The sequence below is a fragment of the Burkholderia sp. Bp8994 genome (assembly GCF_003853805.1).
Classification (GTDB): domain Bacteria; phylum Pseudomonadota; class Gammaproteobacteria; order Burkholderiales; family Burkholderiaceae; genus Burkholderia.
Map to the genome: position 1 here is coordinate 174,983 of NZ_QTQH01000010.1, position 22,607 is coordinate 197,589.

At 66.4% G+C, this 22,607-nt stretch carries 22 protein-coding genes; 8 read left to right on the plus strand and 14 right to left on the minus strand.

Annotated elements, in window-relative coordinates:
• Window positions 1-9: 9 nt before the first annotated feature.
• The 3 genes from DIE04_RS13240 to DIE04_RS13250 form a co-directional block, all read right to left on the minus strand.
• Window positions 10-765, minus strand: coding sequence for an ABC transporter ATP-binding protein (locus tag DIE04_RS13240; protein WP_124486816.1), 756 nt, complete (start codon window positions 763-765; stop codon window positions 10-12).
• Window positions 762-1,541, minus strand: coding sequence for an ABC transporter ATP-binding protein (locus tag DIE04_RS13245; RefSeq protein ID WP_040142748.1), 780 nt, complete (start codon window positions 1,539-1,541; stop codon window positions 762-764). The genes DIE04_RS13240 and DIE04_RS13245 overlap by 4 nt, the downstream gene beginning before the upstream one ends.
• Before the next feature lie 499 nt (window positions 1,542-2,040).
• The gene (locus DIE04_RS13250; RefSeq protein WP_124520442.1) at window positions 2,041-3,726 is read right to left on the minus strand and encodes a GMC family oxidoreductase; all 1,686 of its coding nucleotides are present in this window, start codon (window positions 3,724-3,726) and stop codon (window positions 2,041-2,043) included.
• 400 nt (window positions 3,727-4,126) lie between these two features.
• On the opposite strand from DIE04_RS13250, the gene DIE04_RS13255 reads away from it, so the two are divergent.
• Together DIE04_RS13255 and DIE04_RS13260 are read left to right on the plus strand one after the other, a co-directional pair.
• Window positions 4,127-5,026, plus strand: coding sequence for a LysR family transcriptional regulator (locus DIE04_RS13255; protein WP_044845224.1), 900 nt, complete (start codon window positions 4,127-4,129; stop codon window positions 5,024-5,026).
• Between the two features lie 295 nt (window positions 5,027-5,321).
• Window positions 5,322-5,855: a class IV adenylate cyclase gene (locus tag DIE04_RS13260; protein ID WP_124486814.1), complete on the plus strand. Its 534-nt coding sequence runs from the start codon at window positions 5,322-5,324 to the stop codon at window positions 5,853-5,855.
• A 54-nt stretch (window positions 5,856-5,909) separates the two neighbouring features.
• On the opposite strand, the gene DIE04_RS13265 is transcribed toward DIE04_RS13260, so the two are convergent.
• Window positions 5,910-6,395, minus strand: a complete 486-nt coding sequence (locus tag DIE04_RS13265; RefSeq protein ID WP_006408082.1) for an Lrp/AsnC family transcriptional regulator — start codon at window positions 6,393-6,395, stop codon at window positions 5,910-5,912.
• A 138-nt stretch (window positions 6,396-6,533) separates the two neighbouring features.
• On the opposite strand from DIE04_RS13265, the gene phhA reads away from it, so the two are divergent.
• Window positions 6,534-7,427, plus strand: coding sequence for a phenylalanine 4-monooxygenase (gene phhA, locus DIE04_RS13270; protein ID WP_221621945.1), 894 nt, complete (start codon window positions 6,534-6,536; stop codon window positions 7,425-7,427).
• A 156-nt stretch (window positions 7,428-7,583) separates the two neighbouring features.
• Window positions 7,584-7,892, plus strand: coding sequence for a 4a-hydroxytetrahydrobiopterin dehydratase (locus DIE04_RS13275; RefSeq protein ID WP_044845221.1), 309 nt, complete (start codon window positions 7,584-7,586; stop codon window positions 7,890-7,892).
• A 92-nt stretch (window positions 7,893-7,984) separates the two neighbouring features.
• On the opposite strand, the gene DIE04_RS13280 is transcribed toward DIE04_RS13275, so the two are convergent.
• On the minus strand, window positions 7,985-8,215 hold the full coding sequence (locus DIE04_RS13280) for a DUF3717 domain-containing protein (RefSeq protein ID WP_044845220.1): 231 nt from the start codon (window positions 8,213-8,215) through the stop codon (window positions 7,985-7,987).
• A gap of 122 nt (window positions 8,216-8,337) precedes the next feature.
• Here DIE04_RS13280 and DIE04_RS13285 point away from each other — a divergent pair, with 122 nt between their 5' ends.
• Both DIE04_RS13285 and DIE04_RS13290 read left to right on the plus strand, forming a co-directional pair.
• On the plus strand, window positions 8,338-9,030 hold the full coding sequence (locus DIE04_RS13285; RefSeq protein WP_006401494.1) for a response regulator transcription factor: 693 nt from the start codon (window positions 8,338-8,340) through the stop codon (window positions 9,028-9,030).
• 116 nt (window positions 9,031-9,146) lie between these two features.
• Complete coding sequence (locus tag DIE04_RS13290) at window positions 9,147-10,631, plus strand: sensor histidine kinase (RefSeq protein WP_124520440.1); 1,485 nt, start codon at window positions 9,147-9,149, stop codon at window positions 10,629-10,631.
• A 92-nt stretch (window positions 10,632-10,723) separates the two neighbouring features.
• On the opposite strand, the gene DIE04_RS13295 is transcribed toward DIE04_RS13290, so the two are convergent.
• From DIE04_RS13295 to mnmC, 7 genes are all read right to left on the minus strand, one after another.
• The gene (locus DIE04_RS13295; RefSeq protein WP_124520439.1) at window positions 10,724-11,254 is read right to left on the minus strand and encodes an SET domain-containing protein; all 531 of its coding nucleotides are present in this window, start codon (window positions 11,252-11,254) and stop codon (window positions 10,724-10,726) included.
• Window positions 11,255-11,442: 188 nt separating this feature from the next.
• On the minus strand, window positions 11,443-12,555 hold the full coding sequence (locus DIE04_RS13300) for an NADH:flavin oxidoreductase/NADH oxidase (RefSeq protein ID WP_124486810.1): 1,113 nt from the start codon (window positions 12,553-12,555) through the stop codon (window positions 11,443-11,445).
• A gap of 204 nt (window positions 12,556-12,759) precedes the next feature.
• On the minus strand, window positions 12,760-13,470 hold the full coding sequence (locus DIE04_RS13305; RefSeq protein ID WP_124520510.1) for a glutamine amidotransferase: 711 nt from the start codon (window positions 13,468-13,470) through the stop codon (window positions 12,760-12,762).
• Between the two features lie 28 nt (window positions 13,471-13,498).
• The gene (locus DIE04_RS13310) at window positions 13,499-14,137 is read right to left on the minus strand and encodes a MarR family winged helix-turn-helix transcriptional regulator (RefSeq protein WP_059682639.1); all 639 of its coding nucleotides are present in this window, start codon (window positions 14,135-14,137) and stop codon (window positions 13,499-13,501) included.
• A gap of 505 nt (window positions 14,138-14,642) precedes the next feature.
• Window positions 14,643-15,758, minus strand: a complete 1,116-nt coding sequence (locus DIE04_RS13315) for a YbdK family carboxylate-amine ligase (protein WP_006490006.1) — start codon at window positions 15,756-15,758, stop codon at window positions 14,643-14,645.
• Between the two features lie 14 nt (window positions 15,759-15,772).
• Entirely contained in the window at window positions 15,773-16,987 is a 1,215-nt protein-coding gene (locus DIE04_RS13320) for a cation:proton antiporter (protein ID WP_044845215.1), read from the minus strand.
• A gap of 675 nt (window positions 16,988-17,662) precedes the next feature.
• Window positions 17,663-19,624 (minus strand): bifunctional tRNA (5-methylaminomethyl-2-thiouridine)(34)-methyltransferase MnmD/FAD-dependent 5-carboxymethylaminomethyl-2-thiouridine(34) oxidoreductase MnmC, encoded by a 1,962-nt coding sequence (mnmC, locus tag DIE04_RS13335; protein WP_124520438.1) that lies wholly within the window; start codon window positions 19,622-19,624, stop codon window positions 17,663-17,665.
• Between the two features lie 14 nt (window positions 19,625-19,638).
• On the opposite strand from mnmC, the gene DIE04_RS13340 reads away from it, so the two are divergent.
• Both DIE04_RS13340 and DIE04_RS13345 read left to right on the plus strand, forming a co-directional pair.
• Window positions 19,639-20,001, plus strand: coding sequence for a hypothetical protein (locus DIE04_RS13340; RefSeq protein WP_124486807.1), 363 nt, complete (start codon window positions 19,639-19,641; stop codon window positions 19,999-20,001).
• Window positions 20,002-20,014: 13 nt separating this feature from the next.
• On the plus strand, window positions 20,015-20,293 hold the full coding sequence (locus tag DIE04_RS13345; RefSeq protein WP_006401505.1) for an HU family DNA-binding protein: 279 nt from the start codon (window positions 20,015-20,017) through the stop codon (window positions 20,291-20,293).
• A gap of 134 nt (window positions 20,294-20,427) precedes the next feature.
• On the opposite strand, the gene DIE04_RS13350 is transcribed toward DIE04_RS13345, so the two are convergent.
• Together DIE04_RS13350 and DIE04_RS13355 are read right to left on the minus strand one after the other, a co-directional pair.
• Window positions 20,428-21,741: a GTP-binding protein gene (locus tag DIE04_RS13350; RefSeq protein WP_124520437.1), complete on the minus strand. Its 1,314-nt coding sequence runs from the start codon at window positions 21,739-21,741 to the stop codon at window positions 20,428-20,430.
• A gap of 172 nt (window positions 21,742-21,913) precedes the next feature.
• A complete protein-coding gene (locus DIE04_RS13355; protein ID WP_044845212.1) occupies window positions 21,914-22,363 on the minus strand; it encodes a lytic transglycosylase domain-containing protein in 450 nt (149 codons plus the stop codon).
• Window positions 22,364-22,607: the final 244 nt, after the last annotated feature.

Genomic DNA, 22,607 nt, shown 5'->3' on the forward strand with positions numbered 1-22,607 from the left:
GGGGCGGCGTCACACCCCGAGCAGGTCGTGAAGGATCGGCATCTTGCCTTCCAGTTCGGATGAGCGGAAATGCTCGACGATGCGGCCATGTTCCATCACGTAGAAGCGATCGGCGAGCGGCGCGGCGAAGCGGAAATTCTGTTCGACCATCACGACCGTGTAGCCGCGCGCCTTCAGCGCGACGATCATGCGCGCGAGCGCCTGCACGATCACCGGCGCGAGGCCTTCGGAAATTTCATCGAGCAGCAGCAGGTTCGCGCCGGTGCGCAGGATCCGCGCCACCGCGAGCATCTGCTGCTCGCCGCCGGACAGCCGCGTGCCCTGGCTCTGCCGGCGCGACGCGAGGTTCGGGAACATCGTGTAGATCTCGTCGAGCGACATCGCGTGCTCGCGCGGGCCGATCGGCGGCGGCAGCATCAGGTTCTCCTCGCACGACAGGCTCGAGAAGATTCCGCGCTCCTCCGGGCAATAGCCGACGCCGAAATGCGCGATGCGGTGCGTCGCGAGGCCGATCGTCTCGTTGCCTGAAACCTTGATCGAGCCGCTGCGCCGGCCGGTGAGGCCCATGATCGCGCGCAGCGTCGTGGTGCGGCCCGCGCCGTTGCGGCCGAGCAGCGTGACGACCTCGCCGCGATGAACGCTCAGGTCGACACCGTGCAATATGTGGGATTCCCCGTACCAGGCCTCGAGGCCCGTGATCTCCAGCGCGGGCGTGCCGCTCTCGACGCCGCTCAATTCGCGTTCCTCCCGTTCGCTGTGCTTCATGCGTGCGCCCCCGCGAGCGCCGCATCGGCGCTGCCCATGTAGGCCTCGATCACCAGCGGATTCTTCGACACTTCCGCATACGAGCCCTCGGCCAGCACTTCGCCGCGTTGCAGGACGGTGATCGTGTCGGAGATGCCCGCGATCACGTTCATGTTGTGCTCGACCATCAGGATCGTGCGGCCGCTCGCCACCTTCTTGATCAGCGCGGTCACGCGATCGACGTCCTCGTGGCCCATCCCTTGCGTGGGCTCGTCGAGCAGCATCAGTTCGGGTTCCATCGCGAGCGTCGTCGCGATCTCGAGCGCGCGCTTGCGGCCGTATGCGAGTTCGACCGTCGGCACGTGTGCGAAATCGGTGAGGCCGACCTGCGTGAGGAGATCCATCGCGCGATCGTCGAGGCGCCGCAACGTGCGCTCGCTGCGCCAGAAATGGAATTCGGTCCCGAGCGCGCGCTGCAGGCCGATGCGCACGTTCTGCAACGCGGTCAGGTGCGGGAATACCGCCGAGATCTGGAAGGAACGGATGATGCCGCGCCGCGCGACCTGCGCGGGCCGCTCGTCGGTGATGTCGATGCCGTTGAAGACGATCTGGCCGGCCGTCGGTGTCAGGAACTTGGTCAGCAGGTTGAAGCAGGTGGTCTTGCCCGCGCCGTTCGGTCCGATCAACGCATGGATCGCGCCGCGCCGCACACGCAGGTTGACACCGTTCACGGCGGTGAAGCCCCTGAATTCCTTCGTCAGTCCGCGTGTTTCGAGAATCGTGTCGCCGAGAATCATGTTCCCTTCCGTACGAAGTCAGGCGAAGCACCGGGAGGATTCGCGCAAGCGACCGCGAACAAGTCCGCGGATCAGCGGGCTGCCCCCGGGGCGCCGTATTACGCCTCGAGGGTGGTCTCCCGCGCCGACGCGTATGCACACTGCGCAACATTGTCGCGCCGTTGGTGCAGTGCAATCATCGGGATTTGCACTTATAGGGCGGGCTGCCATATCGGGCGCGGCTGAGCGAGAATTTTCGACGCGCTTTTTTGACGCGCGCATCATCGAGGTGCGCATGCTCGCATCGGACGTGCCTGATTGAACGCATGCATGTGACGCTGCGCGTCATGTCGTCGCGCAAAAAAAGCCGCGTGACATAAGCGATAAGCGGGTGCGCGAAGCAATTGCCGTGCGCATCGCCGGCCCGTGTCATTGTGATGCTCGCGCGTCACCTTTGCTTCGCATAGCGAAACAGCGGGCGCTCGGATGACAGCCCGCTGTCGCGCGTGTCAGCGTGGCGTCACGCAGCCGTCATCGTCGCGTCCATTCGCACCTGCGTCGCGTCGTGCGCCGCGCGTCGATCGGCGCGAATCATGTCGCTTGCGCGCTCGGCGATCATCAGCGTCGGCGAATTCGTGTTGCCCGACGTGATGAACGGCATCACCGATGCGTCGACGATCCGCAGCCCGGCGATGCCGCGCACGCGCAGCCGGCTGTCGACGACGGCACGCGCGTCGTCCGCGCGCCCCATCCGGCACGTACCGACCGGATGGAAGATCGTCGTGCCGACCGCGCCCGCCGCTTCGATCAGTTCGGCTTCGGTCCGGTATCGCTCGCCCGGCAGGATCTCCTCCGGACGGTAGCGCGCGAGCGCCGGCGCGGATGCGATGCGGCGCGTGAGGCGCAGCGCGTTCGCGGCGACCTGGCGATCGTGGTCGGTCGACAGATAGTTCGGTGCGATCGACGGCGCCACGCCGGCATCGGGGCTCGCGATATGCACGCTGCCGCGCGAACTCGGCCGCAGATGGCAGACGGACGCCGTAAAGGCGTTGAAGCTGTGCAGCGGCTCGCCGAAGCGCTCGAGCGACAGCGGCTGCACGTGATATTCGAGATCGGGGCGCGTGAGCGCGGGATCGTCGGGATCGGATTTCGCGAACGCGCCGAGCTGCGACGGCGCCATCGACATCGGCCCGCGTTGCAGCAGCGCGTATTCGGCACCGATCATCAGCTTGCCCCACCAGTGCGCGGACAGCGTGTTCAACGTGCGCACGCCTTCGACGCGAAATGCCATCCGCAGCTGCAGGTGATCCTGCAGGTTCTCGCCGACGCCCGGCAGGTCCTGCACGACGTCGATGCCGAGCGCCTGCAGCCGTGCGCCCGCACCGATGCCCGACAGTTCGAGCAGCTGTGGCGAATTCACCGCGCCGGCGGTCAGCAGCACTTCGGCGCGTGCGTGCGCGACGTAGTCGGTGCCGCCGCCGCGATACTCGACGCCGACCGCGCGCCGCCCGTCGAAGATCACGCGCTGCGCATGCGCGCCGGTTATCACGGTCAGGTTCGGGCGCATCATCGCGGGGCGCAGGAACGCCTTCGACGTATTCCAGCGCACGCCGCGCTTCTGGTTCACCTCGAAATAGCCGACCCCGCTGTTGTCGCCGCGGTTGAAATCGTCGGTCGCCGGAATGCCCGTCTGCTGCGCGGCCTGCGCGAACGATTCGAGGATCTCCCAGCGCAGCCGCTGCTTCTCGACGCGCCAGTAGCCGCCTGCGCCGTGTGCGTCGCTCGCACCCGCGTGGTGGTCCTCACTGCGCTTGAAGATCGGCAGCACGCTGTCCCACGACCAGCCCGCGTCGCCGGTTTCCTGCGCCCAGCTGTCGTAATCCTCGCGCTGGCCGCGCATGTAGATCATCCCGTTGATCGACGAGCAGCCGCCGAGCACGCGACCGCGCGGATACGACAGTGCGCGGCCGTTGAGCGCCGCCTCCGGCTGTGTCTTGTACAGCCAGTCCGTGCGTGGATTGCCGATGCAGTACAGATAGCCGACCGGGATGTGGATCCAGTGATAGTCGTCCTTGCCGCCCGCTTCGAGCAGCAGCACGCGGATCTCGGGATCCTCGGTCAGGCGGTTCGCGAGCACGCAGCCTGCGGTGCCCGCGCCGACGATCACGTAATCGAATTCGCCCTCGAGCGTGCGTTGAGTCGTCACGACGTGTCTCCTGTCGACCCGAGTTAGCGCTTCAGCGCTTACTCGGGTCCCATGCTTTGCGGTCGACCCGAGTTAGCGCTTCAGCGCTTACTCGGGTCCCATGGCGTGGTTGGATGGAGTTGGCGCTTCAGCGCTTACTCCATCCCCACGGCGGTCGACTCGAGTTAGCGCTTTAGCGCTTACTCGGGTCCCATGGCGTGGCTGGATGGAGTTAGCACTTCATCGCTTACTCGTGCCCCATGCAAAGCGCATTGTTGTGTCCCGCGCGGCGCAATCCCGCGCGTCGTTTTCAGCATAGTGCGTCGCGGGCGACGCGATCGATGAAGCGTACCCCGCCTGCCCTCCGCCGATCCAATGAGTTATGCTGAACTGCGTTATAAGCTGCACTCATATCACGACGATGGATCTCACCCTGCTCCGTGCGTTCGCGACGGTCGCCCGCGAAGGCAACCTGACGCGCGCCGCCGTGCAGTTGCACCTGACGCAGCCGGCCGTCAGCCTGCAGATCAAGCATCTGCAGGAAACGCTCGGCGTCACGCTGTTCACGCGCACGTCGCGCGGGCTCGCGCTCACACGCGACGGCCAGACGCTGCTGCCGCACGCGGAGCGCGCGCTGGCCGCAGCCGCCGACGTGCAGCGCGCCGCTGCCGCGCTGCGGCACGAGGTGCGCGGCCGGTTGCGGATCGGCACGATCCTCGACCCCGGTTTCCTGCGGCTCGGCGGCTTCCTGCGCGCGCTGGTCGAAACCCATCCGCAGATAGAAACCGCGCTGCGGCACGGGATGTCCGGCTGGGTGCTCGAGCAGGTGCGCGCGCGGGCGCTCGACGTCGGCTACTACATCGGCCGGCCCGGCGAGGACGAGCCGCGCGACGACACGCTGTTCCACACGGTCACGCTCACGCGTTTCCAGTACCGCGTACTCGCGCCGGCCGGCTGGAAGGAGCGCGTGCAGCGCGCTCACGACTGGCGCGCGCTCGCCGCGCTGCCGTGGATCTGGACGCCGCCGGCGTCCGCCCATCACCGGCTGCTGTCGCGGCTGTTCGCGGCGGCCGGCGCGCAGCCGGTGAAGGTCGCCGAGGTCGACCAGGAGCAGTCGATGCTCGATCTCGTGAAATCGGGGATCGGGTTGACGCTCGCGCGGGACTCGACCGCGCTGGCCGAAGCGCACGCGCACGCGCTGACGATCGTCGAACGCGTGACGGTGCCGACCGAGCTGACTTTCGTGGCACTCGTCGAACGGCGTGACGAACCGGCAATCGCGGCCGCGCTGCGACTGATCGAGACGCAGTGGGCGATATGAGCGTGGCTGATGTCGGTGTGACGGGTCGTGCAGTGGACTTTTGCGGCTGACGCTTCCTGCTATTCCTGTTCCTCGGCGTTCCTGAGTTCCTGAGTTCCTGCGTCTAGTGCGTCTCCTGCGGATCTTGCGAATCGCCAACTCGCCCGCGCATGACCGGCGAAAATCACATACGAGCCCCAATCGCCCGCTCCGCGTCGCGTTGCCGCGCGCCGGTCGCTCGTCACGCCACCATCGCAGGCTTTTTGCTAGATTGTCCGTTCGCACACCGCGAGACCCCTGATTGAAGGAGACCCGCATGGCCCGCAACATCGAGATCAAAGCCCGCGCCCGCGAATTCGACCAGCTGCGCGAACGCGCCGCGACGCTCGCAACCGAAGCACCGCTCTTCTACCGCCAGCAGGATTTCTTCTACGACGTGCCGCGCGGCCGGCTGAAGCTGCGCCGCTTCGAAGACGGCACGCCGGCCGAACTGATCTTCTACCAGCGCGACGATCGCGACGGTCCGAAAGCGTCGTACTACACGCGCAGCCCGGTCACGAACCCGGACGCGATGCACTCGCTGCTCGCGACTGCGCTGACCACGCGCGGCATCGTGACGAAGGAACGGCACGTGTACCTCGTCGGCCGCACGCGGATCCACCTCGACCGCGTCGACGGCCTCGGCGACTTCATCGAACTGGAAGTGGTGCTCGGCCCCGACGACGACGAAGCCGGCGGCGAAGCCGAGGCGCATGACGTGTTCGCGAAGCTCGGCGTGGCGCACGAGGATCTCGTCGCGGTCGCGTACGTCGACCTGCTGAACGCCGACGCGCAATCCGCAGCGGCCTGATCGAACCCTATCCGCGGCGGCGCCTTGCGCCCCGCCGCCAGCCCTGCCGCCGCGTCACGCGGCGCCGGGCGCCAGGTGCGCGAGCGGCAGCGCGCCATTGCGCTTGAACGTCGTCAGCACGATGTTCGAGCGCACGCTGTCGACGCCCGGCACGCGCATCAGCTTCTTCATCACGAACTGCGACAGCGCGTTGAGATCCGGCGCGACGATCCGCAGCAGATAGTCTGCATCGCCGACCACGGCATGGCATTCGAGCACCTCGGGCAGCACGTCGATCTGCTGCTGGAACTGCTCGATGATCGAATCGCCGTGGTGCTTGAGCTTCAGGCTCGTGAACGCGGTGACGCCGAGCCCGAGCTTTTCGGGGCGCAACATCACGCGATAGCCTTCGATCACGCCGGCAGCCTCGAGCCGCTGCAGCCGCCGGCCGATCTGCGACGGCGACAGCGGCACCTCCTCGCCGAGCTGCTGGTGCGTCGCGCGGCCGAAGCGCTGCAGCACGTCGAGAAGCGCGAGATCGAAGTGATCGAGTTCCAGCATGAGCATTCTCCGCATTGATTCCGATTTTGATGCGCGATTATCGCATCATCAGTCGAATCAACGCCATCTTTGCGCCCATTCCGCATGTCCCCCGCTCTACACTTGCATGGTTCCCATCACAGCGTGCAGAGCCTCACCATGTCCACCGTCGTCACCGCGAAACTGCAGGAGCAGTTCGATGCGGGCCTCGAAACCCGCGCCGATTTCACCATCGACCAGCCGCTCGAACGTTACGGCCAGGTCGACCACGCGGTGTGGCAGCAGCTCTATGCGCGCCAGTCGGCGCTGCTGCGCGGTCGCGCGTGCGACGCGTTCGTCGCCGGGCTCGGGAAGATCGACCTGCCGGCCGATCGCGTGCCGTCGTTCGCCGACGTGAACCGCCAGCTGAAACCGGTCACCGGCTGGGAAATCGTCGCGGTGCCGGGCCTCGTGCCCGATCGCGTGTTCTTCGAGCACCTCGCGAACCGGCGGTTTCCGGTCACCTGGTGGATGCGCCGCCCGGACCAGCTCGACTACCTGCAGGAACCCGACTGCTTCCACGACCTGTTCGGCCACGTGCCGTTGCTGATCGAACCGGTGTTCGCCGACTACATGCAGGCCTACGGCCGCACCGCGCTCGCGGTCGCGGACGACGAAGCGGCGCTCGCGCGGCTGGCGCGCCTCTACTGGTATACGGTGGAATTCGGCCTGATCCGAGACCCGCAGGGCACGAACGGGCTGTCGATCTATGGCGCCGGGATCGTGTCGAGCAAGGGCGAGAGCCTCTACAGTCTCGAAAGCGCAGCGCCGAACCGGCTCGGTTTCGACCTCGAGCGCGTGATGCGCACGCGGTACCGGATCGACACGTTCCAGAAGACCTACTTCGTAATCGACGATTTCGCGCAGCTGTTCGCGCTGGCCGACGTCGACGGCCGCGCGCTGGCCGACCGGCTGGCCACGCAGCCCGAATTCGCGGCCGGCGCGGTATGCGATGGCGATCTCGTGCTGCATCGCGGCACGGGAGAAGGCTGGCCGGACGACGCGGACGCGTAAGGCCGCGGGCCACGCCGGCGTGATTCGTGCACCGGCGCCCGCCTTCCGATGCCCGTCACCGAATGCCCGTCGCCCAACTATGAAACAATGACCGGTACCGGCTTTGCCGCGTGGCCCTTGCCCGCGTGCGGGCGCCGTTACCGAACGAGGTGCAACATGATCCACAAGCTCACATCAGAAGAACGCAAGACCCGGCTCGAAGGCCTGCCGCACTGGACGGCCGTGCCGGGCCGCGACGCGATCCAGCGCAGCCTGCGCTTCGCCGATTTCAACGAGGCCTTCGGCTTCATGACGCGCGTCGCGATCAAGGCGCAGGAAATGAACCACCATCCGGAATGGTTCAACGTATACAACCGCGTCGACGTGACGCTGTCGACCCACGATGCGGACGGCCTGACCGAGCGCGACATCGCGCTCGCGACGTTCATCGACCAGGTGTGCGCACATACCCAACCGGCCGCCTGAGGTCGTCCTCTACCGCCGCGCGTCTTTCGACGCGCGGCGCGTCAACTTTTCATTTCGATGAACGTTTTCTAGGATGTACTCAGCGAAAGCCTTCAACTTTCCAAGCCATCCTTAAGGCGCACGTAAGTCTCATACGCTTTCCGCGCCCTGGGGTCCAAACCTTCCAGTTGCAGCGCGCTTGCGCGCTGTACAATCAGCAGCGCATACGGCTTGGAGAGCGCGCTGGCCTCTTCGCAGAGTTTGAGTTCGTCGCCGCTCGACGGCGAGCGGGCGCGCCAGAAATTGATCGCGGCTTCGAGGTCGTGGATCGAAATATCGGACATGATTGGATTTAATCGTTCGCTGGCCGCCATGCTTGATGTCAGGCGATGCGGCGCCCCTGTGGAAACGGCGTCGTGCTGTCCGCGTGCCTGAACCGCCAACCCATTGTACTTGAGCGAACTTCATGCGACTCCTTCTGATCGAAGACGACCGCCCCATCGCACGCGGTATCCAGAGCAGCCTCGAGCAGGCTGGCTTCACCGTCGACATGGTGCATGACGGCATCTTTGCCGAACAGGCGCTGGCACAGAACCGCCACGAACTCGTGATCCTCGACCTCGGCCTGCCGGGCATCGACGGGATGACGCTGCTCACGCGTTTCCGCCAGACCAACCGCCACACGCCGGTCATCGTGCTGACCGCGCGCGACGAACTGAACGACCGGATCCAGGGCCTGAACTCCGGCGCCGACGACTACATGCTCAAGCCGTTCGAGCCGGCCGAGCTCGAAGCGCGCATCCGCGCGGTGATGCGCCGCAGCGGCCCGCACAGCGACATGCCGCGTCCGGAAGTGTCGCTCGGCGGCGTCCGCCTGTCGGGCGTCGATCGCCGCATCTTCAACGACGACAAGCCGCTCGAACTGTCGCCGCGCGAATTCGCGGTGCTGGAAATGCTGCTGCTGCGTCACGGCCGCGTCGTCAGCAAGGCCCAGCTGCAGGATCACCTCACGCACTTCGGCGGCGATCTCGGCGACACCGCAATCGAAGTCTACGTGCATCGCGTGCGCAAGAAACTCGAGCAGTGCCGCGTCGAAATCGTCACGGTGCGCGGCTTCGGCTATCTGCTGCAGGAAATCCGCCAGACCGCGAGCGTCTGAGCGGCGCCGCACGCCGGCCGGCCGCGTGCCGCCGGCGAGCCGCCCTGCCCGCGTCGCCGTCCGGCGCACGTCCGCGCCGCTCCCCGTGAGCGGCGCTTATCCATTTGCCCGTCGAAATGTCTTCTGATCCGGCTGTGACCACCAGCCTGCGCCGCTCGCTGCTTCGGCGCCTCGCCGCGCCGCTGTCGATGCTCGCGCTGATGAGCGGCCTGATCGCCTACTGGCTCGCGTGGCAATACACGCAACACGTGATCGACCGCTCGCTCGCCGACCTCGCGACCGCCATCTCCAAACAGATCCAGATCGCCGGCCCCGACGCGCCGTTCACGGTGCCGCCGCTCGCGCAGGCGATGTTCTCCGATCCGGCCGAGGCGCTGATCTACCGGATCAGCGACGGCGAGCAGGAACTCGCCGGCGATCCGAAACTGCCGCTGCGGGGCATCAACGTGCGCCGCATGCATCACGCGTACGTGTTCGAGGCCGAGTACGACAACCGCGCGGTGCGGGTCGCGCAGGTGCGCGTCGAGGAAGTCGACGGCGGCCGGCCGATGGTGGTTGAGGTCGCGCAACCGGTGCGGCACCGTTACCGGATCGCGGCCGAATTCCTCGTCGCGATCATGATGCCGCTGCTGCTGCTGCTGCTCGCGGGCTGGGGCATCGTGTGGCGCGTCGTGAACCAGCAGCTCGGCCCGCTCACGCATCTCGCCGATTCGCTGAACCGGCAGACCCACACGTCGCTGGAGCCGGTCGACGAAACCGACGTGCCGCTCGAGATCCGGCCGCTGACGAGCGCGATGAACGCGCTGCTCGGCCGCCTGAAGACCGCCCTCGACGCGCAGCGCAAGTTCATCGCCGATGCCGCGCACCAGCTGCGCACGCCGCTCACGGCCGTGAAGCTGCATGCCGAGCAGGCCGCCGTCGCGCGCGACCCGCAGCAGACCTATGCCGCGGTGCGCGAACTGCGCGCGGCCGCCGACCGCGCGGTGCGGCTGTCGAACCAGCTGCTGTCGCTCGCGCGCGCGGAGCCGGGCGAACAGGCCGCGCGTTTCGTCGACGTCGACCTGGCCGCGATGGCGTTCGAGACGGGTGCCGAATGGGTACCGCGCGCGCTCGCGTCGCATGTCGACCTCGGCTTCCAGCGCAGCGACGATCCCGGCGAAGACGAAACGCTGAACGTGCGCGGCAACCCCGTGCTGCTGCGCGAGGTGATCGCGAACCTGCTCGACAATGCGTTGAAATATGTGCCGCTCGCCCGGCCGGACGGGGCGCGGATCACGGTGAACGTCGCGCGCGGCGCGCTCGAGACCGGCGAGCCGGCCGCCGAGATCGTCGTCGAGGACAACGGCCCGGGCGTGCCGGCCAATCAGCAGGCCGACCTGTTCAAGCGCTTCTTCCGTGGCGACGCGCAAAGCGGCAACGGCGTCGAGACGGGCGCCGGGCTCGGGCTCGCGATCGTGCACGACATCATCGCGATGCACGGCGGCACGGTGTCGTACGAGGATGCATCGGAAGGCGGTTCGCGCTTCGTGGTGCGGGTGCCGCTCGCCAAGCGCACCGGGAAGCCGGCGAGCGAGACGCCGGCCGCCGCGCCGACGCACTGAGGCACGCGCGGCGAACCCTCATCAGGCTGGATGGACGGCCGAGTGGCGGCCATCCGGCGGTGAAGCAGCCGCGCGATGCGCGGCCTCACCGGTCACTTCTTCTTTTTCTTGTCCTTCGCGCCGGACTCGGACTTGCCGTCCTTCCTGTCCTTCTTCTTTTTCTTCTTGCCGTCGTCGTCCGGCGTGGCGAGCAGCGTGCCGCGGCATACGGTCGCGCCGCAATGGCACGCGTATTCCCGCTTGAGTTTCTTCGTCAGCTTCTCGTCGATCACGAGGCCGTAGTCGTAGAACAGCTCTTCTTCCGGCCCGATGTCGCGCAGTGCGTGGATGAACACGCGACCCTTGATCTCCTCGGCCTCGCAGTTCGGCGCGCACGAATGGTTGATCCAGCGCGCGCTGTTGCCGTCGATCTTGCCGTCGATCACCCCGCCCTCTTCCAGTGCGAAGTAGAACGTATGGTTCGGCTCGTTCGGGTCGTGCGGATGGCGGCGCAGCGCTTCCTTCCACGAAATTCGCTCGCCCTTGTATTCCACTACGCGTTCGCCGGCCTTGATCGGCTCCACCGCGAACACGCCCTTGCCGTGAACTCCCGAGCGGCGTACCGCGATCCTGCGTGAACTCATCGAACGAATCCTTTGAAGACGACTTGAATGGAAGACGGCCGCGCCTTCGTTTTGCGCGGCCCTGCGTCGCGCAAAACGAAAACGCGGCACCGGTCGGTGCCGCGTCGGGACATGCGGCGAATCACCCGCATCCTACACGTTCAAGATTGCTTCGCTCAACATCGCGCGCAATATTGCGCGCATGACGCTCAGCGCTGGCCGAATGCGATGTCGCCGAACAACGCCTTGTGCTCGCGCGGCTGCGAACGCCAGTACTGCGGCGGCGCCGACACCTGCGCGCCGAGCTCGGCAGCCGCATGCCACGGCCAGCGCGGGTCGTACAGCATCGCGCGCGCCATCGCGACGAAATCGGCGTCGCCCGACTCGATCAGCCGGTTCGCATGCGCGGGATCGTTGATCAGGCCGACCGCGATCGTCGGCATCCCGACCGCGCGCTTCACCGCCTGCGCGAACGGCACCTGGTAACCGGGCGACAGCGGAATCTTCTGTAGCGGCGACACGCCGCCGGACGACACGTCGATCCAGTCGCAGCCGCGCTGCTTCAGCTCGTGCGCAAACGCGATCGTGTCCTCCAGTTCCCAGCCGCCCTCGACCCAGTCGGTCGCCGACACGCGCACGCCGACCGGCCGGTCCGCCGGAAACGCCGCGCGCACGATCTCGAAGATCTCGAGCGGAAAGCGCATCCGGTTTTCGCGCGAGCCGCCGTATTCGTCGGTACGCTGGTTCGCAAGCGGCGACAGGAACTGATGCAGCAGGTAGCCGTGCGCCGCATGCACCTCGATCGCATCGATGCCGAGGCGCGCGGCACGCTTCGCGGCGGCGGCGAACGCGTCGCGGATCCGGTTCAGGCCGGCCGCGTCGAGCGCGAGCGGCGGCGTCTCGCCGTCCTTGTGCGGCAGGGCCGACGGCGCATGCGGCAGCCAGCCGCCATCGGCGACGGACACGAGCTGGCCGCCCTTCCACGGCACCTCGCTCGACGCCTTGCGCCCCGCGTGCGACAGCTGCATCGCGACGCGGACCGGCGAATGTTTGCGGATCGCCGCCAGCACGGGCTTGAGCGCTGCTTCGGTCGCGTCGTCCCACAAACCGAGGTCGCCGGCCGTGATGCGCCCGTCGGGTTCGACCGCGGTCGCTTCGATGCAGAGCAGGCCCGCGCCGGACAGCGCGAGATGGCCCAGGTGAATCATGTGCCAGTCGGTCGCCTCGCCGCGCTCGGCCGAGTACTGGCACATCGGGGAGATCACGATCCGGTTCGGAAGGGTCACGCCGCGCAGCGTGAACGGGGAAAACAGCGCAGTCATGGAGGCCGCTCGCCAGGAAAGGGAAACAGCGGACGAGCGTAGCATGCGGGCTCGAAGCCTGCTGGCGGCCGGTTCGGCAGTAAGCGGATGGTCAGGTAGCGCCGCCGCGCCGCCGGCAGCGATGCCGCGCGCACACGGCATGCAGCGGTGCGCCGGCCGGCAAGGCCTGCGGGCCGGTCACACGCGGCGCCGGCTCGCTCCGGATCAAAGCCCGACGCTGTCGAGCCACTCCGCGAACATGCGTCGCGCGGCCGCCTCCAGCGCCGGACCGTGCTGCACGGTGTCGGCGCGCAGCTGGCGTGCGTCGATGCCGGGCGTCGACGCGATTTCGCCGGCGTTGCCGATCAGCCAGGGTTCGAAGCGGTCGGCACGGATTTCGGGATGGCATTGCAGCGCCAGCACGTGCTGCCCCCACGCGAACGCCTGGTGGCGGCAGGCCGGTGTCGAGGCCAGATGGATCGCGCCGCCCGGCAGGTCGAACGTATCGCCGTGCCAGTGCAGCATCGAGGTCGCCGCGCCGTCGAGATGGCGCAGCGGCGACGCGCGGCCCGCGTCGGTGAGCGTCAGCGGCGCCCAGCCGAGTTCCTTCTGCGCAGCCGGATAGACGCGCGCACCGAGCGCGCGGGCGATGAACTGCGCGCCAAGGCAGATGCCGAGGATCGGCAGCCCGGCGTCGATGCGCTGGCGCACGAGCGCCGTGAGCGGCGCGATCGACGGATACTGCGCGTCTTCGTACACGCTGAGTGGCCCGCCGAGCATCACGAGCAGCGCCGGCTTGAGCGCGTCGAGCACCTCGACGCGCGACGCGCCGACGTCGACGTAGCGCACCCGCCGCCCGCGCGCCCCGAGCACCTGCTCGAAGCTGCCGAGGTCCTCGAAATGCACGTGGCGGATCGCCACCACTTCAGCGTTCATCATCGGCCTCCCGGTCGATCGACGGACGTCAGCCGGCGAACACCTTCCAGGTCTTCTTTTGCGTTGCCGCGTCGGCTTCTTCGTGCACCGAACAGTCCAGACGCAGATCGCTGTCGGCCATCGACAGGTCGAGCGCCGCGCAGTGATGCACGGTCTTCTTCGACTGCTTGCCCGGCTGGAAATGCGCGCACGTCAGGCACATGCGCTGCGGCGGCGTCGCACCGGCCACCTGCAGTTCGCGCAGCGTCTTCAGCAGCGCGCGGTACAGCGCGCCCTGCTCGTCCGCGCCGAGCTTGCCGACCGCCTTCGTCAGGAATTCCGGCCATTGCAGCGCCTTCTTCGCCGCGGTACGGCCGCGGGCCGACAGGCGCACGGCAAGCGCTCGGCCGTCGTCCAGCGCGCGGCGCTTCTCGACGAGCCCCTTCGTCTCCAGCGTGCTGACCGCATCGCTGGTGGTCGCAGCCGTGAGCTGCGTCTCGCGCGCGATCTCGCCGAGCCGCATCGGGCCCTTGCGTTGCAGCAGCAGCACGAGGATCTCGCCCTGCGTCGGCGTGAGGCCCGCGCCTTCCGCCCAATCCCATGCCTGGCTTCGCATGGCCGTACTCAACCGCAGCAAGCTGTGGGTCACACGTCCCGAAGCCTGATTCCCGTAAACGCCTTCGCTCATAGTCTTTTCGCTTTGCCGCCGCCCGGATTGCCGAGCAGCCGTAGTGTGGAGATCGAATGTCTATCTCAAAACAGACGCTCGTCGAGGAGCGTCGACACGGCCGTCGCGAGGCACACGCGGCGGTCGCGTTCGCGGCGACCGGTGAGACACAGGTCATTCCGGTGTCCGCAAAGCCGACATTCTAAGCGAGAGCGGAAAATCGCACAGCTAAGTTATCCCCTTCATTCTGTGGAAAATCGCTGGATAACCGGATTTTTTCGTTGTGCCGGCAATCCCTGCCGGCCTGACGGCACAACGCGCAAACATTTTCCTGTTCAAATCGGCCATCGTGCGGCTAGCGGCGATCCACCGGGTTATCCATGCCGCAGTGCGTTGACTTTGCAGCGGAATATCCAGTTATCCACAGATTTTCAGGATGACTGGCGACGCGGTACGCCCGAATCGGCGTCGACCGGCATTCAGCGAATCGCCGCGCGGTCGAGCCTGTAATCTGCAAAACATTTTTTCATTCACGCCAGCGCAGGCACTGCTGGCGGACCGTCTCGTTCAGCGATTTTTCCTGTTTGAAAACGGTTCTCAACCACGATGCGTCATTCACGCGCGCCTTCGCGAGCGCACCGATCTCGTCGAGTGCCGCGCGCGAACCGAGCGCGGCCGCATGCGGCGCGATCCGGTCGAGCGTGTCGAGGATGTCTTCCGCGATCGTGCGGCGCTCACCTGTCTGAGGATTGACACAGGTGCCCTCGAGCCCGAAGCGGCAGGCTTCGAAACGGTTGAATGTGTAGACGAGATAGTCGTCCTCCGACAGCTTCAGCGGCCGGTCGGTCAGCAGGTAGCGCGCGAGCGTCTGGATGTAGCACGCGATCGCGGCCGCGCGGTCGACCGACAGCGGCGTGTCCATCACGCGCACCTCGATCGTCCCGTAGCCGGGCTTCGGCCGGATGTCCCAGTAAAAGTCCTTCATCGAGTTGACGACGCCCGTGTTGACCATCTTCGTGAAGTACTCCTCGAAGCTGTCCCAGGTCAGCACGAACGGCGCGCGGCCCGACAGCGGGAACGCGAACACCGAATTCAGGCGCGCCGAATGGAAGCCGGTGTCGACGTTCTGCACGAACGGCGACGACGCGGACAGCGCGATGAAGTGCGGAATGAAGCGCGACATCGAGTGCAGCAGGAACAGCGCGCTGTCCGGATCGGGACAGCCGATGTGCACGTGCTGGCCGAACACGGTGAACTGCTTCGCGAGATAGCCGTACAGCTCGGAGATGTACTGGAAGCGCGGCGCGTCGTAGATCTGCCGGTCGCTCCATTGCTGGAACGCGTGCGTGCCGCCGCCGGCGAGCCCGACGTTGAGCTGGTCGGCCGCCTTCACCAGCACGTCGCGGATCGCGTGCAGCTCGGAGACCGCCTGCTCGTGCGAATGGCAGATGCCGGTCGACAGCTCGATCATGCTCTCGGTGATTTCAGGCGTGATGTTGCCGGGGAAGGTCTCGCCCTGGATCAGGCGCATCAGGTCGGATGCAGCCTTGGTGAGGTCGTAGTTGTGCGTGTTGACGACCTGGATCTCCAGTTCGACGCCGAACGTGAACGGTTCGGAATTGACGAAGGTTTCGAGTGCCATGGCAGGTTCCGGAATCAGTTTCTGTCGCTGCGTTCGCTGACCGCCGACAGGCAGCGGTAGACGACGAACGGGCTGACGAGCTGCAGGATCACGATCGTGCACATCACGATCGCGCGCAGGTGCGGGTCGAAATTCGGATAGAGCTGGTAGGTGTCGTCGACGAGCAGGTACGACAGCGCGGACATCGGTGTCAGCGCGATGCCGAGCGCGACGCCCTGCTTCATCCCGAGCCCGCTCGGCTTCGCGAACGCGACGACGCCGGCGAGCTTGGCGGCGAGCCGCGTGACGATCAGCGCGATCGCGAGCAGGCCGCCGAGCGCGATGTCGCCCCACGTGAACGACGTGAGCGTCAGCACGAACAGGATCACCGTCAGCAGCCAGCCGGCCGTGCCGAAATGCTCGGGCCACAGCTGCGGCCGCGCTTCGAGGTTCTTCACGATGATGCCGGCGAGCAGCAGCGTGAGCAGCGTCGACAGCTTCAGCGCCTGCGCGACCGCGATCGCGAGCATCACGAGCCCGAACAGCGCGACGAACGAATGCTCGTCGCGCATCGTCGCGGTCATGTGACGGAACAGGTAATTGCACGCCCGCGCGACCAGGTACGCGACGATGAACGAACCGGCGATCAGGTAGGCGGGTTGCAGGATCGTCGCGAAAACGTTCCCGTACGCTTCCTGGTGGAGCCAGCTCGTGACGAGCTTGGTCAGCACGATCGCGTACACGCTGTTCAGCGCGGTCAGCGTGATGAGGCGCTGCGACACCTGCCCTTCCGCGCGCAGCTCGGTCTTGAGCTGGATCACCATCGACGGCGACGTCGCGATTGCGATCGCCGACAACACGAGCGCGACCATGCCCGACACGCCGAGCGCGAGCATCACGAACAGCACGAGCACGAACGTCAGCGTCGCCTCGGCCAGGCTCGACGCAATGAGCCACGGATTGCGGCGGATCCATTTCAGGTCCAGGCGGCTGCCGAGCTCGAACAGCAGCAGGCCGAGCGCGACGTCGATCAGCAGCCGCGAGGTTTCGTCGGTGCTCGCGTCGATCACGCCGAATCCGAACGAACCGGCGATGAGACCGATCACCGCATACCCGGTGATGCGCGGCAGCCGCCATGCGCGATAGCACAGCTCGCCACACAGACCGGCCGCGAACAACGCGAGCCCGGCCCAGAACACGGCATCCGGCGCGAGCGGCCAATTGGGCAGGAATGAAAACGCCGACTTCATCGTGGTGACTTCTCCTTTGGAAGCAATCGCCAGCGGCGCGGGGTCAAGCGTCAGAAATGAGATGCGCGCCGGCTGGGTATCGCCCCGAGTGTGAATGTTGTGGTCGACGACGGCGGGACATGGGATCCGCCTCTTTCCGCCATCCGGCGGAACTGTCGTTCAGGCTGCCGATCTGGATTGTCGGCCTGGTGTGTGAACGGACTGCGCAGTCTCGATGATTCAGATTCGAAATCGAGCCGACCGTTCCATTGAAGCATGTCCGGCGCTTGGCCGAACGAACGCGAAGGAAACCGATTGTGCCACAGCTTTTTCGCTCCGGAACCGATTGAATCGACTCGCGGCGCTGTGAGGCGCCACAGGTCTTTGGTTTCAATGGTTTACTTGTATATATACGTAGTAGAAGTTAACAAGGCGCTCACAGTTCTGTGGATAACTTCGGTTTACGCAACAAGATCAAGGCGTTGGCGCGGCCATAAGTCGTTGCACAGGCTGTTTGCTCACAGAGGTTTGAGTTGGGCAACTTTCGGGCCGTTTCACAGCTGTGCCGAGTTGCCCAGTTTACGTCCACTGTGATTGCACACGAAGTGCGTGCGGATTTCGCGCGGTTATCCACAGCGTCGCGTGGATAACCTTGCGCGAAAAAATCGAAGGACTGTGAGGATTCGGCTGACGAGATCAGCCGATCTGGCGGCCGCGCAGCGCGCGGATCAGGAACCGGGCCGGGTCGACGGCATCGGCGAGTTCGCGCTCGAGCGGCAGCGGCTCGCCTTCCAGTTGCGACGCGATCAGTTCGGCGCCGAGCGCGGCCCACACGAGGCCGCGGGAACCGTAGCCGAATGCGCCGTACAGGCCCGCGGTGCGCGGCAGGTCGCGCGCCCTCGCACCGCTCAGCGCGCGTGCGTTCGCGACGGCCTGCGCTTCGTCGGCGAGCGGGCCGATCACCGGCACGCGGTCGGCGACGACCCAGCGAAACGCGACGCGCCCGCGCAGCGTATCGACGTCCGGCAGCTCGCCGATCAGGCCGGGCAGCAGATGCCGGACGCGCTCGATATTTTCGATATGCCCGGCGCCGCGCATCGCCGGATCGAGGTCGTCGGGTTCGAACGTCGCGCCGATCAGCAGCGTGCCGTCGTCGAGCGGTACCGCATAGCCGTCGCCGATCGCGGGGCACGGCAGCGGTGCCGTGCTGCCGGGCGGCAGCAGCGTGAGCTGGCCGCGCACCGGCTGCAGCGCGACGTGCCGCAGGCCCGCGAGACGCACGGCGTCGCCGGCGTTCGCGAGCACGACGACCGGCGCCTCGGCAAGCGTCGCGCCTGCCGCGTCGACGGCGCGCCACGTGTCGCCATCGCGCTCGAGGCGCGCGACTTCGGTGCCGGCGAGCAGTGTCACGCGTTCACCGGCCGCCGCGACTTGTGCGGCGCAGACCCCGGCCGGCCAGACGGCGCCGCCGTGCGGAAACAGCAGGCCGCCATGTGCGACCGGCAGGTTCAGATGCGCGCGCGCGGCGTCCGTGTCGAGCAGCGACACGTAGTCGGACGGTGCGCCGAGCGCGTCGAACGCATCGCGCATCCGCACGAAATCGTCGGCCGATTCCGCGAGATGGATCATCCCGCGCGTGCTGCGCGCGAACGCATGACCCGCATGCTCGAGCGCGCGCCAGCGTGTCAGTGCATGCAGGAAACCGCTGCGCGTGAGGCGGCTCGCGACGTTGTCGTCGCGCGTCATCAGTGGATGGAATACGCCGGCCGGATTGCCCGATGCGTCGCTCGCGATCCGCGCGTGCCGCTCGATCAGCGTGACGTTCCAGCCGCGCGCGGCGAGTCGTTCGACGACCGCGCAGCCGGCCAGCCCCGCGCCGATCACGATCGCGTCGCGCGCGGCAACCGGCAAGGCGCGCGGCGGTTCGTGCCGGCGCATCCGCCAGCGCGGTGCGTATTCGCCCGCGAGCATCGCGAACTTGCCGGCCAGCCCGGCCATCTTGCGATACGTGAAACCCGCTTCGAGGAGCGCTTGTTTCACCACGCCCGCGCTCGAATAAGTCGCAAAGGTCGCTTTCTCGGCGGCGATACGTGCGAGCGCGCGGAACACATCGGCCGACCAGAGATCCGGGTTTTTCGCGGGCGCGAAACCGTCCAGATAGAACGCATCGGCGCGGGCGACCAGTTTCGGCAGCATCTCGCACGCGTCGCCCAGCGCGAGCGTGAGCACGACCCGGCCAGCGTCGAATTCGAGGCGATGAAAACCGGGAACGAGCATCGGCCACGCATCGGCGAGCATTTCTGCTTCCGTCGATATAGTTGTGTTCGCAACCATATGGGACAGTGCCAGGCGCAGGTCATCGCGCGAAAACGGATGCTTCTCGAACGACACGAAATGCAGCCGTTCGCAGCGCGCGGGATCGTCGCGCCAGGCGGCCCAGGTCGCGAGGAAGTTGACGCCCGCGCCGAACCCCGTCTCGACGATCGTGAACGTGCGCCGGCCTTGCCAGCGCCCGGGCAGCGCGTTGCCCGCGATGAACACGTAGTTCGCCTGCGCGAGCGCGCCCGCGACGTTGTGATAGATGTCGCCGTACGCGGGCGAGATGAGGGTGCCGTCGTCGCGGAACGCGAGCGTGGCGGGAACGAGTCGGTCGGGCATGCGAAACAAAAAACGTGGCAGCCAAGCCTGGCAAGGGATTGCGCGGAGGCGTCCGGCGGGTCGTTGGCAAAAACCAACGGCGTTGCGCGGCGGCGGACCCGGCTGCGTATCCCGTCCGGTTGGCGCAGGTCAAAAAACGGGCAATCGACGATTCATTCGGCGAAATACCGATGAAAATCTTTGAAACCCTTGTCGTTATTGGGTTTGCGCTGCGCTATCATAGCAACGCCGTACCGCGGGGTGGCCTTCCGGCAAACCGGACGGCACGTCGCGCGGGCCAGGATTCGGCGCTGTGCCGTCGAAGTCTGACTCTCGACGGCACGGTTCGCGCACGTATAATCGGCGCGTTCGCGCTGTTCGTGTCAAACCTAACCTGAAAAAGGAACCTTAATGAACAAACAGGAACTGATCGACGCCGTCGCCGCCCAAACGGGCGCCAGCAAGGCTCAAACCGGCGAAACGCTGGACACGCTGCTCGAAGTCATCAAGAAGGCCGTGTCGAAGGGTGATGCGGTTCAGCTGATCGGCTTCGGCAGCTTCGGTTCGGGCAAGCGCGCAGCACGTACGGGCCGCAACCCGAAGACCGGCGAAACCATCAAGATCCCGGCAGCCAAGACGGTCAAGTTCACGGCTGGCAAGGCGTTCAAGGACGCCGTCAACAAGCGTTAATCCAGCGCCTGTTCCAGGAAAAAAACCCGCCTTTCGGCGGGTTTTTTGTTGGGCGCGCGCGGCATTTTTGCCACAGTTCGCGCCCCTCTTGCAAGATTTAACGGTTGCCTGTCGCAGGCCGTTTTTACCGCGTATTACGCGTGCACGATCTGCGTGTCGCCGGGATCGTCGTCGTCGTGCGCATCGACATCCCACACCGGAAACGGATCGTCGAACGTGCTCCATTGCGCCGCACCGAGCGCGAATTCCGCATCGGTGAGCAGGCATGCGTCGAGTTTTGCGCGCCATGTGTCGGCATCGAGCCCGATGCCGATCAGCACCAGTTCCTGACGGCGATCGCCGACCGAGCGGTCGTCGAGGTCGCCCTGCCACTCCGTGCGAATTTCGGCGAGCAACTCGTCGTCGTCCGGCCATTCCGCGCGATCCTGCGCGGCCCACCAGAGGCCCGCCGGACCATGCCGGCATACGCCGCCCGCCTGCGACAGCGAGCCCGCGATGTCGTTGCGCGTCGCGAGCCAGAAGAAGCCCTTGCTGCGCAGCACGCCCGGCCACTCCTGATGCAGCAGCGCCCAGAGCCGTGCCGGATGAAACGGCCGGCGCGCGCGGTAAACAAAATTGCCGATGCCGAATTCGTCGGCTTCGCCATGCACGTGCGCATGATGCGGATCGTGGCAGTCGGGATCGTCGCAATGCGTGTGATCGTGATCGAGCGACGCGAGCCAGCCCGGCGCGTTCGCGGCCTCGTCGAAATCGAAGCGGCCGGTGTTCAGCACTTCCTCGAGCGGCACGTTGCCGAACGTCGACACGACCTGGTGCGCGCGCGGGTTGAGCCGCGCGAGGATGTGCTGCAGGCGCGCGAGTTCTTCCGCGCCGACGAGGTCGGTCTTGTTGATCACGAGCACGTCGCAGAACTCGATCTGCTCGATCAGCAGCTCGACGAGCGTGCGATCGTCTTCGTCCGATGCGGCGATGCCGCGCGTCGCGAGCGCGTCGTCGGAACCGTAGTCGCGCAGGAAATTGTAGGCGTCGACCACGGTGACGAGCGTGTCGAGCCGCGCGACGTTCGACAGCGATGCGCCGTCGTCGTCGACGAACGTGAAGGTTTCGGCGATCGGCATCGGCTCCGCGATGCCGGTCGATTCGATCACGATCGCGTCGAAGCGGCCATCCGCCGCGAGATTGCGGATCTCGACGAGCAGGTCGTCGCGCAGCGTGCAGCAGATGCAGCCGTTCGACATCTCGACCAGGCGTTCCTCGACATGCGACAGCGCCTGCGCATCGCGTACGAGCGACGCATCGATGTTGACCGCCGCGAGATCGTTGACGATCACGGCGACTTTCAGGCCTGCGCGGTTCGCGAGGATGTGATTGAGCAGCGTGGTCTTGCCGGCGCCGAGGAAACCGGACAGCACGGTGACGGGCAACGGCTGGTTCATTGCCGGATTCATAACGATTTGCACCAACGGAAAAAAGGGAAAAGCGGCCGCGGCGCCCTGACGGGGCGCGATCGGCCCGGAGCCGGTCGCCCGGGCCGGTCGAAACCGCGGCGTGAGATCCGCATTGTGCATCAAACGCGCGCCGGCCGAGCGGCACGGCGTCGGCAAGCGCCGCGGCGCGGCGTCACTGCTCGGGCGGCATCAGCTTCCACTGCGTCAGGATCCCGGCGATCTGCCGCGCATACTTGTCGCGCAGCGACGGCGTTTCCGAATGATAGGCGCCGACGGCCTGCCATGTGTTGCCGTAGCGATTCATCTTCTGGCGCAGGTGCCACGCGGCGATGTAGACGTTCTTGCACGGCTGCATCAGCGTGTCGCGGCCGATGCCGTAGCGCGACAGCGCCGGCAGGTGGATCGAATTGATCTGCATCAGGCCGTAGTCGACCGAGCCGTTCGTATTCTTGTTCAGCGCGTCGGGCCGGTTGTGCGACTCCTGCCACGCGATCGCGCGCAGGATCAGCGGATTGACCTTCTGGTAGCGGGCGGCCTCGTCGAAACAATCCGCGCGTGCGCTTCCGCAGGCGAACCACACGCCGGCGGCGATCAACGCGATCGAAGCGAACCGTCTGTTCATGGTGCGGAAAACGAAAGGAATGGGCGCAAGGATCGGGAAAACCCGTGTCCGTTATTCGTGCGACTGGAAACGTGCCGCCCGTATCATACCGAGAGTCCGTCACGTGGCGACATGCGAACGACGGCTGCCCGTTTATACCGCATTTTCGTGTCGATTCATCGCAAAAACGACGGCGACGGACGGCATGCCGGGGCGGCGCCGAAATCTTACATATTGCATACGGCGCGCCGGATACATGTCGTAT